Source organism: Pseudochelatococcus sp. G4_1912 (genome assembly GCF_047501465.1).
In the GTDB taxonomy this organism is placed as follows: domain Bacteria; phylum Pseudomonadota; class Alphaproteobacteria; order Rhizobiales; family Beijerinckiaceae; genus Pseudochelatococcus.
On record NZ_JAZDRL010000002.1, the window covers coordinates 802009 to 816024 of the forward strand.

Annotated in this window: 13 protein-coding genes; 9 read left to right on the top strand and 4 right to left on the bottom strand. The window is 56.0% G+C overall.

Annotated features, from left to right (window positions below):
• The first annotated feature begins 58 nt into the window (after window positions 1-58).
• The 5 genes from VRZ32_RS10835 (at window position 59) to VRZ32_RS10855 (ending at window position 6929) form a co-directional block, all read left to right on the top strand.
• The gene (locus tag VRZ32_RS10835; RefSeq protein WP_414525741.1) at window positions 59-967 is read left to right on the top strand and encodes a cell division protein FtsQ/DivIB; all 909 of its coding nucleotides are present in this window, start codon (window positions 59-61) and stop codon (window positions 965-967) included.
• Window positions 964-2313 carry a cell division protein FtsA gene (gene ftsA / locus VRZ32_RS10840; protein WP_414525742.1) on the top strand — a complete coding sequence of 450 codons (1350 nt, stop codon included), beginning with the start codon at window positions 964-966 and terminating at the stop codon, window positions 2311-2313. The genes VRZ32_RS10835 and ftsA overlap by 4 nt, the downstream gene beginning before the upstream one ends.
• Window positions 2314-2398: 85 nt before the next feature.
• Complete coding sequence (gene ftsZ, locus VRZ32_RS10845; RefSeq protein ID WP_414525743.1) at window positions 2399-4165, top strand: cell division protein FtsZ; 1767 nt, start codon at window positions 2399-2401, stop codon at window positions 4163-4165.
• A 426-nt stretch (window positions 4166-4591) separates the two neighbouring features.
• Complete coding sequence (gene lpxC, locus VRZ32_RS10850) at window positions 4592-5542, top strand: UDP-3-O-acyl-N-acetylglucosamine deacetylase (RefSeq protein WP_414525744.1); 951 nt, start codon at window positions 4592-4594, stop codon at window positions 5540-5542.
• A 562-nt stretch (window positions 5543-6104) separates the two neighbouring features.
• Window positions 6105-6929, top strand: a complete 825-nt coding sequence (locus VRZ32_RS10855; protein ID WP_414526200.1) for an outer membrane protein assembly factor BamD — start codon at window positions 6105-6107, stop codon at window positions 6927-6929.
• 202 nt (window positions 6930-7131) lie between these two features.
• Here VRZ32_RS10855 and VRZ32_RS10860 read toward each other — a convergent pair whose 3' ends face one another.
• The 4 genes from VRZ32_RS10860 to VRZ32_RS10875 all read right to left on the bottom strand — a co-directional run bounded on the left by VRZ32_RS10860 (window position 7132) and on the right by VRZ32_RS10875 (window position 11525).
• Window positions 7132-8454, bottom strand: coding sequence for a class I SAM-dependent RNA methyltransferase (locus tag VRZ32_RS10860; RefSeq protein ID WP_414525745.1), 1323 nt, complete (start codon window positions 8452-8454; stop codon window positions 7132-7134).
• On the bottom strand, window positions 8451-9179 hold the full coding sequence (locus tag VRZ32_RS10865) for a TlyA family RNA methyltransferase (protein WP_414525746.1): 729 nt from the start codon (window positions 9177-9179) through the stop codon (window positions 8451-8453). Before VRZ32_RS10865 ends, VRZ32_RS10860 begins: the two co-directional genes overlap by 4 nt.
• A complete protein-coding gene (gene dxs / locus VRZ32_RS10870; protein WP_414525747.1) occupies window positions 9180-11096 on the bottom strand; it encodes a 1-deoxy-D-xylulose-5-phosphate synthase in 1917 nt (638 codons plus the stop codon).
• A gap of 171 nt (window positions 11097-11267) precedes the next feature.
• Window positions 11268-11525 (bottom strand): exodeoxyribonuclease VII small subunit, encoded by a 258-nt coding sequence (locus VRZ32_RS10875; RefSeq protein ID WP_414525748.1) that lies wholly within the window; start codon window positions 11523-11525, stop codon window positions 11268-11270.
• Window positions 11526-11747: 222 nt separating this feature from the next.
• On the opposite strand from VRZ32_RS10875, the gene VRZ32_RS10880 reads away from it, so the two are divergent.
• From VRZ32_RS10880 to mscL, 4 genes are all read left to right on the top strand, one after another.
• Entirely contained in the window at window positions 11748-12470 is a 723-nt protein-coding gene (locus VRZ32_RS10880) for an SDR family NAD(P)-dependent oxidoreductase (protein WP_414526201.1), read from the top strand.
• Window positions 12467-12934 carry an NUDIX hydrolase gene (locus VRZ32_RS10885; RefSeq protein ID WP_414525749.1) on the top strand — a complete coding sequence of 156 codons (468 nt, stop codon included), beginning with the start codon at window positions 12467-12469 and terminating at the stop codon, window positions 12932-12934. The genes VRZ32_RS10880 and VRZ32_RS10885 overlap by 4 nt, the downstream gene beginning before the upstream one ends.
• Before the next feature lie 2 nt (window positions 12935-12936).
• Window positions 12937-13416 (top strand): TIGR02301 family protein, encoded by a 480-nt coding sequence (locus VRZ32_RS10890; RefSeq protein ID WP_414525750.1) that lies wholly within the window; start codon window positions 12937-12939, stop codon window positions 13414-13416.
• 150 nt (window positions 13417-13566) lie between these two features.
• Window positions 13567-14007, top strand: a complete 441-nt coding sequence (gene mscL, locus VRZ32_RS10895) for a large conductance mechanosensitive channel protein MscL (protein ID WP_414525751.1) — start codon at window positions 13567-13569, stop codon at window positions 14005-14007.
• Window positions 14008-14016 lie beyond the last annotated feature (9 nt).

The following is a 14016-nucleotide window of genomic DNA, read 5'->3' on the forward strand; positions in this document are numbered from 1 at the left end:
TTGACGTTGCTTTGCGAGGTCGGTGAGCCAAGTCATTTTCCTTAAACAGGCGTTTTCAATGGCTGGCGGTCAATACAATTTGCGAGGGATGAAGGACGGGGGGCCGCGTAATGCGACCAACGATCGCCGCTCGCAACGCCAGACACCGTTTGAGCGGCTGGGGCGTTATTTGCCGCAAGGTGCGGGTGTTGGCCTCATTGTTGCGTTTTTCACAACGGTTGGGGCCTATGGTGTGATGCTTGGTGGCCATATGGATACGTTCCGTGCCATTCATGGCGAACCGCTTGACGCAACTGCACGTTTCCTGGGCTTTGGCATTGATGAAGTGCAAATCACTGGCATGGTTGAGCTGCGCGAAAGCGAAGTGCTCGCTGCTGCTGGTGTAACACCTTTGCGTTCATTGGCGTTTCTTGATGTGAGCGAAGTGCGGCAGCGGCTGGAATCCGTGCCAATGATCCGGCAGGCGTCCGTTAGCAAACTATATCCGGATGGCTTGTCGATCGGCATAGTCGAGCGTGAGCCGCAGGCGCTATGGCAGTTGAATGGTGAAGTGTTCGTGATTGCTGCCGACGGCACGGTGATTGATCTGATGACGGATGCCCGCTTTGCGCGTCTGCCATTTGTGGCAGGTGACGGCGCAAACACGCGTTCAAAAGAATATATCGAGGTTTTACAGGCGGCTGGCCCTCTCGCTTCGCGCATTCGCGCCGGCATTCTGGTGTCAGGTCGGCGTTGGGATATCAAGTTTGACAACGATCTTATCGTTCGCCTTCCGGAGCTTGCACCGGTTGAGGCGATGACACGACTGGTCGATCTGGAGAAACGTGAACGGGTGCTCGAAAAAGACCTGATTGCGATCGACATGCGCCAGTCCGACCGCATTGCTATGCGTCTGAGTGAGGAGGGCGTTGCCGCGATGACAGAGGCCAATAAGAAACCAGCCAAGCGGAAGGCACCCGAAACATGAACTCAGGTAACCGCTTGATCCCAGGGCTTACCCCACGCATGCGCCCATTGTCCGCCCGGAAGAGCGCCACGCTTTCCGTGCTGGATATCGGCACTAACAAAATCGTTTGCCTGATTGCACAGCTTAACCCCGTCAATGAAACGGAAGTGCTTCGTGGGCGTACGCATTTGGCACGTGTGCTTGGTATTGGGCATCAGCGTTCAATGGGCTTGAAGGGCGGCATTATTGTCGATCTTGATGCAGCTGAACGCGCAATCCGCCATGCCGTGGATGCGGCAGAACGTATGGCCAAGGTTGAGCTTAACTCTGTTATTGTCAACCTGACAGGTGGCCGCCTTGGTTCGCAACGGTTTGCAGCTCACGTGGCCGTGCGCGGCGGCGCTGTTACCTCTGGCGACGTTGGACGTGTGCTCGACTCTGCATCAGCCCATGCAACACGCCCAGGCCGTGCGGTGCTGCATGCATTGCCAACAGGCTTTTCGCTTGATGGTCAGCGCGGCCTGCTTGAGCCTGGCGGCATGATTGGTGAGAAGCTTGGCGTTGATATGCATGTCGTCAATGCGGATTCCGGTGCTGTGCGCAATCTGATGCTCGCTGTTGAGCGGTGCCATCTGGATGTAGAAGCAGTTGTCTCGACGCCTTACGCATCCGGTTTGTCGGCACTTGTCGATGATGAAGCCGAGATGGGCGCAGTGCTGATTGATCTGGGCGGCGGCACGACCAGTATGGGCGTGTTTGCGGGCGGTCATCTGGTCCATGCGGATGCTTTCGCTGTTGGCGGGCACCATGTGACGATGGATATCGCGCGTGGTCTTTCCACCCGTGTGTCGGCGGCTGAACGGTTGAAGACGCTTTACGGTGCGGCGATCTCCTCGCCATCTGATGAGCGCGAAATCATCTCGGTGCCGCAGGTGGATGATTACGATCAGGATGTACCAAACCATGTGCCGAAGTCGCACCTGGTACGGATCATTCGGCCGCGGGTTGAAGAAATTCTCGAGCTGGCGCGTGGGCGTCTGCGCGAGGCAGGCTTTGCCGCAGAGGCGGGCCGACGGGTTATCCTGACAGGAGGCGGCAGCCAGTTGACGGGTCTTCCCGAGTTGGCACGACGCATCCTCGTCGGCGAAAAGGGCACGGGGCAGGTGCGTATTGGCCGGCCTCTTGGCATCAAGGGTCTTCCAGAAGCGGCAAAGGGGCCAGCGTTTTCGGCCGCTGTTGGTTTGCTGGTTTATCCGCAGATGGCGCATGTGGAGCATTTCGAACCACGCTCTGTAGGCCACGGTCTACGGACTGGCACGGATGGTTACTTCTCCCGCATGGGTCGTTGGATACGCGATAGTTTTTAAAATTAGGCGGCGGTGCGGCGGCCGCCTTGTCTTGGTTTGTTGGAGGGGCGCGCAGCCGGGCGCCGATTGATGAAAAGAGGCCAAAATGGCAATCAACCTGCAAGCCCCGGACATCCGGGAACTGAAGCCCCATATCACGGTTTTCGGCGTCGGCGGAGCCGGCGGTAACGCCGTGAACAACATGATCGAATCCGGCCTGCAGGGGGTCGAGTTCGTATGCGCAAATACCGATGCACAGGCGCTGACCAGCTCGCGCTGCGAGCGCATCATTCAGATGGGCACACAGGTAACAGAAGGTTTGGGCGCAGGCTCACAACCCGATATCGGCCGCGCAGCTGCTGAAGAAGTTATCGATGAGATCCGTGACAACCTGTCGGGCGCTCACATGGTGTTCATCACTGCCGGTATGGGCGGTGGTACCGGCACGGGTGCTGCTCCCGTTATCGCTCGCGCTGCACGCGAGATGGGCATTCTGACTGTTGGTGTTGTCACAAAGCCATTCCAATTTGAAGGCGCGCGCCGCATGAAGCTTGCGGATGCTGGCATTCAGGAATTGCATCAGGCTGTCGACACGCTGATCGTGATCCCGAACCAGAATCTGTTCCGCGTTGCCAACGAAAAGACCACCTTTGCCGATGCGTTTTCGCTGGCAGACCAGGTGCTTTATTCCGGCGTTGCCTGCATCACCGATCTGATGGTGAAGGAGGGCCTCATCAACCTCGACTTCGCTGACGTTCGCTCGATCATGCGCGGCATGGGCAAGGCGATGATGGGTACGGGTGAGGCATCTGGCGAAGGCCGTGCAATTACGGCTGCAGAAGCCGCAATCGCTAACCCGCTGCTTGACGATGTGTCGATGAAGGGCGCACGCGGCCTTTTGATCTCGATCACCGGCGGTAACGACCTGACTCTGTATGAAGTTGACGAAGCCGCAACTCGCATCCGCGAAGAAGTTGACGCTGACGCCAACATCATTCTGGGTGCAACGTTTGATCCAGCCCTAGAAGGCATCATCCGCGTTTCTGTGGTAGCGACTGGCATTGAGCCGCTTGCAGCCGGCAATACCCAGGATGTAACCGCAACCGAGCAGCGCATCGCTGAAGTGGCTGAGCGTCTGCGTTCCGAGGCACGTCTGCGCGCAACACAGCCAACTGCACAGATCGCAGCTGGCCAGCCTGTTGCAGCTCAGCCTGCTTCCACCCAGACGGGCGGTTTCACGGCGCCTGTGCAGGTTGAGGCTCATGCACCAGTTGCGGCTCCTCAGCAGTTTTCTGCACATGCATCAGCAATGGCATTGTCGTCACCACATGGTGTGCAGCATGCAGCGCCAGCAGTTGGTCGCCACGATGTTGTGTTTGAGCAGGCGCCGCCACGTGCATCCGTTGCGCCAGCAGCAGCTGCACTAGCACCACAAGCACCTGTACAGCAGGAGTTGCTGCCTGAGCACTTCCTGCCGCCACGCGCTGAACAGACAGTTCGCCCTGCTCGCATGCCGCGTGTGGACGAACTGCCAATGCCAGCGCAGAACCAGATCCGCGCCAGCCGGGGTGAGGCACCTCAGCACGCACAGCAGGGGCAGCCCGCGCATGATCCGCGTCAGCGTATGTCGCTTTTGCAGCGTTTGGCATCAGTTGGTCTTGGCCGTCGTGAGGAAGCGCCTGCACCTGCACCGCAGCCACGCGCTCAGGCCTCTGCACCGGTTCATACCCAGGCACCTGCGCAGCAGCCCGCGTTCCGTCAGCCACAAGCCGAATCACAACAGGCACGGCCAACGGTTAGCGCAGCTCGTAATGCCACGATCGATGACGATCAGCTTGAAATACCTGCGTTTCTTCGCCGTCAAGCTAACTGATTGATCTTATACGATCACATTTTTTAGAACTATCCACAGCGGGGTTGAAAGGCTCCGCTGTTCTTTTTTGCGTCATTTTTGCCAATTGCGGGCATTCAGCGTGTGAAATTCCAGTGGAATGCCCTTTGAATGAAGAAAATGCGCACAAAATGGCCATAATTTGAGGGCTTTGCGCGTATGTTATCAATAAGTGTTAACAAATGGTAAATATTTGATTTCTAATGATTTTAGTTGTTATTGCACAATGTAACACACGGTAAGAAAGCGTGATTGGCGCTAGTGCAGTGTGGTGACTATGTTGGCCCCATAACGAGGCAGCAGTTTGGTTTCAGGTTTTCCTGTTTCACGAACACGCTACTCAAGGTGGGCTGACCAGGACCGGGTTGCAGCTTTACCGATGAATATGCGGTCTGGGAATGCAAATCGATGAAGGCCAGCAGGCAAACGACGCTACGTAAGACCGTTACCCTTATGGGAGCGGGCGTCCATTCCGGCCAACCTGCCAAACTCGTGCTACATCCCGCAGACGCCAATCATGGCATTGTTTTTTTACGCACGGGTCTGCCCAATGGGCGTGAGCGTCTTATCGATGCGCGCCACATGAATGTCAGCACCACCGAACTCTGCACCGTGCTGGGCGATGTTGAGACGGGATCCGTTGCGACCATCGAGCATTTGATGGCAGCATTCACCGGTCTTGGCATCGATAACGTGCTGGCCGAGATCGATGGCCCTGAAATGCCGATCCTGGATGGCAGCTCTGCTTGCTTCGTTGATGCAATTCTGGAGTCCGGTCTTGCAGTGCAGGAAGCTTCCCGTCGCTATCTCAAGGTTCTGCGCCCCGTGCGTATCGAGCATGGGCGTGGCTTTTCTGAATTGCTCCCCTTTGAGCGCGGCTTCCGTCTTGATGTCGAGATCGATTTTGATTCCGCTGTGATCGGCCGCCAGCGCAAGGTGGTGGATCTGGATGCCACCACGTTCCGCAACGAAATCGCACACGCGCGCACTTTCGGTTTCATGCGTGACCTTGAGAAGCTGCGCACGATGGGGCTGGCACTGGGCTCTTCGCTGGAGAACTCGGTCGCTATCGCTGATGATGGAATCGTGAATCCTGAAGGCCTTCGCTACACTGATGAGTTTGTGCGCCACAAGATGCTCGACGCTATTGGCGATCTTGCACTGTCCGGGTATGCGCTACAGGGTGAATACCGTTCCTACTGTGCTGGGCACCGTATGAATGTCGCCGTGCTTGAGGCGTTATTCAGCGATCGCGCAAATTACGCCATTGTTGATGCGCTGGCACCACGCCGCGAGTTCGGTTATGCAGAAATGGGTTCGGGGGTTGCAGTGCCAGCCTTCGCACCTGATTTGACCTGATCATAATCAATTACTGAAGTGCGGGTGTTGATTGCCCGCACTTTCGGCGGTGCTGATCTGCATATCAGTGCGGCCAGCCGATGGTAGCTTTCTGCGCGCTGTAGGCCCATGGGCAAGTTCTCGCCACGCCGTTCTTAGGAACTCACTGCATCGAGCCAAAAGTGGACATCGCTTTTGGATTGATGTGATGCTTACGCAAAGAGATAGAGCGCAGTTCTGATTCCATCAAAATGTTCTGTGCTTTACCTGCAGCTGCCCTGACGAGAAGCTCAACACATTCTGATGTGCATTGATGTACACAGTGTAGGCTGAAACTTCCTGAATCGCGTTGGATAGGGCTGAGTTTCCCGGTTTTTCAGCCGTGGGTGTGTTTAACAGAAACGTTTGCACAATAGAGTGCTTGGCGTATGGGGTGTGTTTGGGGTAAACAGCCTTTGGTTGGGGGTATGTCCCTCGCGCCATCTGAAAGGACTGACGAGGGATGCGTTTTTCACCCATGCCTTTTTCCGCAAAAGCCTTTTCGTGCGCTTCTCCCTTCACGGCTGCGGTATCTCGCATTGCCATGATCGGCGCGCTGGCCCTTACGTTAACAGCTTGCGATACGCTGAAGTCGATCAATCCGTTCGACAAATCAGAAGTTTACAAGCCAGAGATTATCCCTGTAACGCCGGCTGAAGAGCTTTACAACGAGGGCCTTGCCAAGAATGCGAAGGGTGATTTCGAGGGTGCCTATAAGGCCTTCGATACAATCAACCGTCAGAATCCTGGCACGCAATGGGCGCAAAAGGCCCTGATCATGCAGACCTACGCTGCTTATGAGGGCGGCCGGTATGATGATTCGGCCAATAGCGCCGTGCGCTATACGTCGCTTTATCCAAACTCGCAGGATGCCGCTTATGCGCAGTATCTGCTGGCGATGTCCTATTACAAGCAGGTGCCGGATGTCACCCGCGATCAGGCATCGACGCAGAAAGCGGTTGCAGCATTTGATACGCTGATCGAGCGTTATCCCCGTTCCGAATACACCGCAGATGCCAAGTTCAAGGTGCAGGTGGTACGTGATCAGCTTGCTGGCCATGAAATGGAAGTTGGGCGCTTCTATCTGAAAAAGCGTAACTATACGGCAGCAATCAATCGCTTCCGCGAAGTTGTTGCGCGTTACCAGACCACTCGTGAGGTTGAGGAGGCGCTTCTGCGTCTTACCGAAGCCTATGCGGCGCTCGGAATCATGAATGAAGCACAAACGGCAGCTGCCGTGTTGGGCCACAACTTCCCGGATAGCCAATGGTATAAGGATGCTTATACACTGCTAGCCAGCAAGGGCGTTGAGCCTCGGGAAGATACCGGCTCATGGATCAGCAAACTATTCAGTGGTGGACGCTTCTGATGCATTGATCTTTGCGTCATGGTGATCTGCAACCGGCACCTTTTGTGCACCTGGGCGCATGGACATGAGTCCACGGCGCTCCGGTTTTCGAAGGGTACCAACTTCAGATCACCCTGACCCTAACCTCAATACATCAGTTGAGCCTCTTTCTGGGCGGTTCTTTTCGCTTTTGGGTAATGTATTGGATAAATAGGGCGGCGCTTTATCTGCGCCGCTTTTTTATTTCTGCGCGGGTGAATACGCCTACCGTTTCAACGTGGGATGAGTGGCGGAACTGGTCGACCGGTGTGATGCGCTGGGGCGTGTAGCCGCCCTCAATCAGAATTTTTGCATCACGAGCGAATGTGCCTACATCGCAGGAGACCGCAATCACCAACGGCACTTTGGATTTGGCGATCTCGTGCGATTGCGCTTCAGCCCCCGCGCGTGGGGGATCAAACACCACTGCATCATATTGATTAAGCTCCATCGGGAGCAGCGGCCGGCGGAATAAATCGCGCTCTTCCGTTGTAATGCGGCGTAGGCCCGGTGCGGCACGAAATGCCCGATCCAGAGCCGCAAGAGCGGCAGCTCCGCTTTCAACTGCATGGACTTCCGCAATCTCTGCAAGGCGCAGCGCGAAAGGGCCACATCCGGCGAAGAGATCAGCTGTGCGGCGAATGCGTGTTGATGCTGCCGCGCATGCTTCCATCACCAGCCGTGCCAACGTTTCCTCGCCTAATGCAGTTGACTGCAGGAAGCCGCCAGGAGGCGGTGTGACACGGCCCCGGCCCATTGCAATAGTTGCTGCGTGGCGTTCTACTATTCGATCTCCATGGAGAGAAAGTCTTGCCAGATCAAGGCGTTCAGCTGCTCCAGTGAGAATGCGCCGCAGAGCCTCCCCCGCAGGACCGTGGCCGCGTATGTCAACATCAAGCCCGGCATCAGTTGCTGTAACCTGAATATCAAGTGGCTTGCCCTTGGGCAGCAGGAGCTTTGCGAGATCGAGTGCCACTTGAGGGGCGCGCGCCAGGTCAGGGTCAAGCACGGGACAGTGGTCGACAGGCACAAGGGCGTGGGTGCGTGCAGCCATAAAGCCGATGGCATCCTCGTCATTTTTGCGACGTCCGTGGAATGTTACGCGTCTGCGGCCTGTGCCGTGGGCATCAATCAGCGCATCTACAGGCGTATTGATGCCTGCACGCGTTAGTGCGGTGACAACGCTTTCGCGTTTCCATTCCCGATAGGTGGTCTCTTCCATGTGTTGTGTGGTGCAGCCGCCACAACGGGTGTAAAGTGCGCATTCGGGCGTTTGGCGTTGCGCAGAGGGCGTTTCAATAGCAATGAGCGTGGCGCGTGCCTCAGCGCGTCCGGTTGAGGAACGCGCAGCGCGGCCTGTGTGAGGATCAGGCGCGGGAATGCTGACGCGTACGACTTCACCGGGAAGGGCATAGGACACGTAGATCGGTCCCTCGGGAGTATCCGCGATGCCATCACCGCGTGCACCAAGACGGTTGATGGTGAGAACCTGGGTTGTATCGCTCACTTGAGGTGGGCTCCGATTAGAAATTCGCGGTTGCCATCGCCGCCGGTGATAGGGGAAGGGATCAAGCCTTCAATCATAAAGCCCAGATGTGTGACATGCGCACTGATTGAATCGCAAACTTGCACGTGCATGGCTTCATCACGCACGATACCCTTATGCAGATTGGCGCGTCCTGCTTCAAACTGCGGCTTGATGAGCGCAACCAGCTTTGCGCCCTGTGCCAATAGCGGCACGACAGGCGGCAGCACGAGTTTGAGCGAAATAAAGCTGACATCAATGGTGAGAATATCGAAGGGGCCCACATCGCTTTCAGCAAGCCGCCGGGCATCAGTGCCCTCAAGCATAGTCACGCGCGGATCATTGGCTATTAATGGATGTAACTGCCCGTGGCCAACATCAACCGCATGAACATGCGCTGCGCCACGTGTCAGTAGCACATGCGTGAAACCACCTGTTGAAGCGCCAAGATCAAGCGCGCGTGCGCCATCTGTTGCAAAACCGAAAGTATCAAGAGCTGCCTCAAGCTTCATTCCACCGCGCGATACCCATGGATGAGGAGCATGCGCTACGATATCGGCATCGGAAGCAATTGCTTGGGAGGCTTTACGCAATACGGTGCCGTTGACGGTTACACCACCAGCTTCAATCGCGGCTTGCGCCTGTGCGCGGCTGTCGAAAAAGCCGCGCTCGACAAGCGCAACATCTGCTCTGCGTTTGCCCGACATCTACGCCCTGAGTGCCGATGCTGCCGTATCACCTAATGCGGCAAATACTGTCGCGATGATACCAGCCGCATCCAGTGCCGCAGCGGCATACATGCGTTCTGGCTTGTCATGCTCAATGAAGGTATCAGGCAAGGTCATGGTGCGGATTTTTAGACCGTGATCCAGTAAGCCCTCTTGCGCCAATGCGTGCAATACAAACGCACCAAAGCCGCCCTGCGAGCCTTCTTCAATAGTGATCAGACACTCGTGATCACGCGCCAGACGACGGACGAGCTCAAGATCGAGCGGCTTGGCGAAGCGGGCATCGGCAACCGTTGTTGACAGGCCACGCGCTTCAAGCTGCTCTGCCGCATCCAGCGCTTCGGCAAGCCGCGTACCTAGCGACAAGATCGCAACGCGCGTGCCCTCACGCAGTACCCGGCCCTTGCCTATAGGCAGCACGTCGCCCTGCTCAGGCATTTCTACGCCAACCCCTTCACCGCGTGGGTAGCGCAAGGCGATGGGGCCATCATTATAAGCAGCTGCGGTGGCCACCATATGCACCAGTTCTGCCTCATCGCTCGCTGCCATCACAACCATATTTGGCAAACAGCCTAGATAGGCAATATCGAACGAACCTGCATGCGTTGGACCATCTGCGCCGACCAAGCCTGCGCGGTCAATTGCAAAGCGGACGGGCAAATTCTGGATCGCCACATCATGCACAATCTGATCATACGCTCGCTGCAGGAACGTTGAGTAGATGGCGCAGAATGGCTTGTAGCCTTCCGTTGCAAGACCTGCTGCAAAGGTAACGGCATGTTGTTCAGCAATGCCGACGTCATATGTGCGTTCTGGAAACGCCTGCCCAAAAAGATCAAGTCCTGTGCCGGATGGCATGGCGGCAGTTACGGCCACGACCTTGTCATCCAACTCAGCAGAACGGATCAACGCATCGGCGAAAACACGGGTATAAGATGGCGCGTTGGCCTTAGGTTTGGATTGAGTCCCGGTAACGACATCAAATGCATTAACGCCATGATACTTATCGGCGGCCGCTTCAGCAGGGGCGTACCCCTTCCCCTTTTGCGTAACCACATGCAGCAGAATAGGGCCATCTTGTGCTGCCTTGGCGTTGCGTAGCACAGGCAGAAGATGGTCAAGGTTATGGCCATCCACCGGACCAACATAGTAGAAACCTAATTCTTCAAAAAGGGTGCCACCTGCCCAGAAGCCGCGGGCGTATTCTTCAGCACGTTGAGCTTTTTCGTAGAAGAAGCGGGGCAGACGGCGCACGATCTGCTTACCAGTTTCCCGAATTGAACGATATGTGCTGCTTGAGACGATCCGTGCCAGATGTGCAGAAAGCGCGCCTACGGGCGGGGCGATCGACATGTCATTGTCGTTGAGAATAACAATGAGTCGTGCGCCAAGAGCGCCAGCATTGTTCATGGCTTCATAGGCCATGCCTGCTGACATCGCGCCATCGCCAATTACACAAATGACATGGTTATCGCCGCCAGCGAGATCGCGTGCAGCAGCCATGCCAAGGCCAGCCGAGATGGAGGTGGAGGAATGGCCAGCGCCAAATGGATCATAGACGCTTTCCGCCCGCCGGGTGAAGCCTGCGAGGCCCTCGCCCTTGCGCAAGGTACGGATGCGGTCACGTCGCCCGGTCAGGATTTTGTGTGGGTAGGCCTGGTGGCCCACATCCCAGATGAGCCGGTCATTGGGGGTGTTAAAGACGTAGTGGATCGCCGCTGTCAGCTCCACAACGCCTAAGCCTGCACCCAGATGTCCACCCGTGACAGAAACCGCATCGATCATCTCGGCGCGTAATTCATTGACAAGCTGCGGCAGCGCGTTTTCGGGCAGCGCGCGCAGGTCATCAGGCGTCACAATAGTATCAAGAAGCGGGGTGGAAATAGCCAACGACAAAAACCTCTACAAAACCGTAGCATCCATTTATAGGAGCCCTGCGCCATACGCTAGCTGTTTCTATAGGATATCATTATCTGTGTATCATGGTGAAACGAAGTTCAGTCCATCCATACGATGCCTGAATATTCGCTTCAAAGAGGCAGCTATGAGCTATGTGGCCTGGAACGATCAGTTTTCAATATCAAGCGGCTCTACAGTAGCTTCGCCTGATGCGGTTATCGTGATTTTGTCGATCCGCGCTTCGGCCTTTTTCAGCAGTGCGTCGCAGTGCTTCTTGAGCTGTTCGCCGCGTTCGAAAATCGCGATCGATTCTTCGAGGGGTACATCCCCACGCTCAAGGCGTGAGACGATTTGTTCGAGTTCAGCCAGTGCCTTTTCAAAGGCCAGGCCATCGAGCGAATTGGGAGTAGTGGTTGTGTTTGTCATGATTATACTTATCGCCCTGGAATGTGGCAATGACAAGGGGGGCTTGGATAAGAGGAGGCGCTAACAAGGTTCCTTGTAGGGCAAAAACTCTGTCGTTATCGACGTATAATATTGTTAGTACATGGTGAGATGGTGGACCCGGGCGCGATCCCCGCGTAATGTGTGCTGTCTTTAGCGCGAGTATCCATTGTGAACAATTCGACCAATGCCCGCCGTCGTATCATGCTGCTCACCGGTGCAAGCCGGGGGATTGGCCATGCTACCGTCAAGCGCTTCTCCGCTGCAGGATGGCGCGTGATTACCAGCTCACGTCACCCGTTTCCGGAAGTGTGTCCATGGGAAATGGGGCCTGAAGATCATATTCAGGTAGACCTTGGTGACATAGGCTCCACGCTTGAGGCTATCGAAGAGATGAAGCGCCGCCTTGCGGATGAAGGGGGCGTGCTGCACGCCCTCGTCAACAATGCAGGTATTTCGCCCAAAGGCGAAGGTGGCAGCCGTTTGAACACCATGGATACGCCTATTGAGGACTGGTTGCGTGTATTCCAGGTTAATTTCTTCTCATCGGCATTGTTAGCGCGCGGGCTTTCCGAAGAGTTGGCGCGCGCTGGCGGTTCTGTTGTTAATGTGACGTCTATCGCGGGTTCGAGGGTGCATCCTTATGCAGGCTCTGCCTACGCCACATCGAAAGCAGCGCTGGCAGCGCTTACCCGTGAAATGGCTGCCGATTTTGGTCCGCTTGGTGTACGGGTGAATGCGATCTCGCCTGGGGAAATTGATACATCCATCCTGTCCCCTGGCACAGCGCAGATGGCTGAAGCCTTTCCATTGCGACGGCTCGGCACGCCGGATGAGGTGGCAAAGGCAATCTATTTCCTATGCACAGAAGCCTCGTCATACGTGACTGGCGCTGAGTTGCACATCAATGGTGGGCAGCACGTGTGAGCGGATCAGCCTCCGCTTCTCAGGCATGCCCTGATGCCGAATATCCGCAACTGGCAGTGAGCATCGTTGTGTTTCGCAATGGTCAGGTACTGCTGGCGCAACGTGTCGATAATGCGTGCTGGAGCTTGCCGGGTGGTCGCGTGGAAGCCGGGGAGACGCTTGCAGCCGCTGCTTTGCGCGAACTAAGTGAAGAAACCGGCGTGCAGGCAATAGATGCTGTCTTTTCTCACCATCATGAAATTATCGCCCGTGATGAAACAGGGAACTTGCGTTGCCATTATGTAATTGCTGTTCATGCAGCGCAATGGGCGGCGGGAGAGGGTGAAATTGGTGTGGAAGCCCGGCAAATAGGTTGGTTTGCACCAGAGGATTTCAGTGCATTGTCTACGACTGACGGTCTTGCTGCCGCTGTTAAGCAGGCGCAAGCTGTGTGGATGAAACATCGTTTGAAAAGAGGGGCGTAACCATGCGCCAGCATCGAACTGCCCGCTTGTTAAAGGGGCATGTAACGCACGGGACAGTTACTGCAACAATCGCAGCATCTCTCTTGCTCATGCAAGGCGTATCTGCGCAGGGAGCTCCCCCACCCCCTGCGCGTGAGCGTCCGCCGGTTGAGGCTGAAGCCTTGCCAAATCGTGCTGCTCCGCCAGGTTATGAGCCCGATTTGCTGCGCCTTTCAGAAGTGATGGGGGCGCTATCCTTCTTGCGTAAGCTCTGCGGGGCTTCGGATGCGCCGCAATGGCATGGCCGCATGTCTGCGCTGATTGACAGCGAGGCGCGAGATGCGCAAACGCGTGCCAGGCTGGCAGGGGCTTTCAACCAGGGCTTCAACGGGTTCGCAATCACCTATCGAACCTGCACACCCGCAGCCCAGATGGCTGTGACCCGCTATCTCGAAGAAGGCGAACGGTTGAGCCGTCTTATTGCTTCTCGCTTTGGTGGATAACAGCGGGAGGCCGGAAACCATAATGTTGATAGCGGGTTGCGCCCTGTTGGTCGTTCCATCAAAATGCAAGGTCATAGGTTCATAAAGCATTGGTCCCCAGAGCCAATCAGCATTGCGAGTCTTAATCCCTAACCTTGAGGAACTTCAGGTATGTTGAAAGAATTTCGGGAGTTTGCCCTGAAAGGCAATGTTGTTGATCTTGCCATTGGTGTGATCATCGGCGCTGCCTTCAGTCAGATTGTGCAGTCCATTGTGAGCGATCTCTTCATGCCAATGATTGCCTGGATTACACGTGGCGGTGTCGATTTTTCGAACTACTTCCTGCCGCTATCAGGTGATGTCACTGCAACTTCGCTGGAGGCCGCGCGGGCACAGGGCGCTGTGATTGCTTATGGCAGCTTCATTACAGCTGCTATCAACTTTCTGATTGTGGCGTGGGTGCTGTTCCTCGTGGTCAAGGGCATCAATGAGGTGAAGCGTAAGGCTGAGAGAAACAAGCCTCCTGAGCCGGCACCAGAGGTTACAGCAGATGTTCAACTGCTTACCGAAATCCGTGATCTGCTGGCTGATCGGGCACGTCCTTCAGTCTGACAAGTTTCA

Coding starts and splice junctions, on each gene's coding strand:
- VRZ32_RS10880 (WP_414526201.1), top strand. CDS start 11,748: ATGCTGCTCACCGGTGCAAGCCGGGGGATTGGCCATGCTACCGTCAAG.
- VRZ32_RS10890 (WP_414525750.1), top strand. CDS start 12,937: ATGCGCCAGCATCGAACTGCCCGCTTGTTAAAGGGGCATGTAACGCAC.
- lpxC (WP_414525744.1), top strand. CDS start 4,592: ATGAAGGCCAGCAGGCAAACGACGCTACGTAAGACCGTTACCCTTATG.
- VRZ32_RS10875 (WP_414525748.1), bottom strand. CDS start 11,525: ATGACAAACACAACCACTACTCCCAATTCGCTCGATGGCCTGGCCTTT.
- mscL (WP_414525751.1), top strand. CDS start 13,567: ATGTTGAAAGAATTTCGGGAGTTTGCCCTGAAAGGCAATGTTGTTGAT.
- VRZ32_RS10865 (WP_414525746.1), bottom strand. CDS start 9,179: ATGTCGGGCAAACGCAGAGCAGATGTTGCGCTTGTCGAGCGCGGCTTT.
- ftsA (WP_414525742.1), top strand. CDS start 964: ATGAACTCAGGTAACCGCTTGATCCCAGGGCTTACCCCACGCATGCGC.
- ftsZ (WP_414525743.1), top strand. CDS start 2,399: ATGGCAATCAACCTGCAAGCCCCGGACATCCGGGAACTGAAGCCCCAT.
- VRZ32_RS10835 (WP_414525741.1), top strand. CDS start 59: ATGGCTGGCGGTCAATACAATTTGCGAGGGATGAAGGACGGGGGGCCG.
- VRZ32_RS10855 (WP_414526200.1), top strand. CDS start 6,105: ATGATCGGCGCGCTGGCCCTTACGTTAACAGCTTGCGATACGCTGAAG.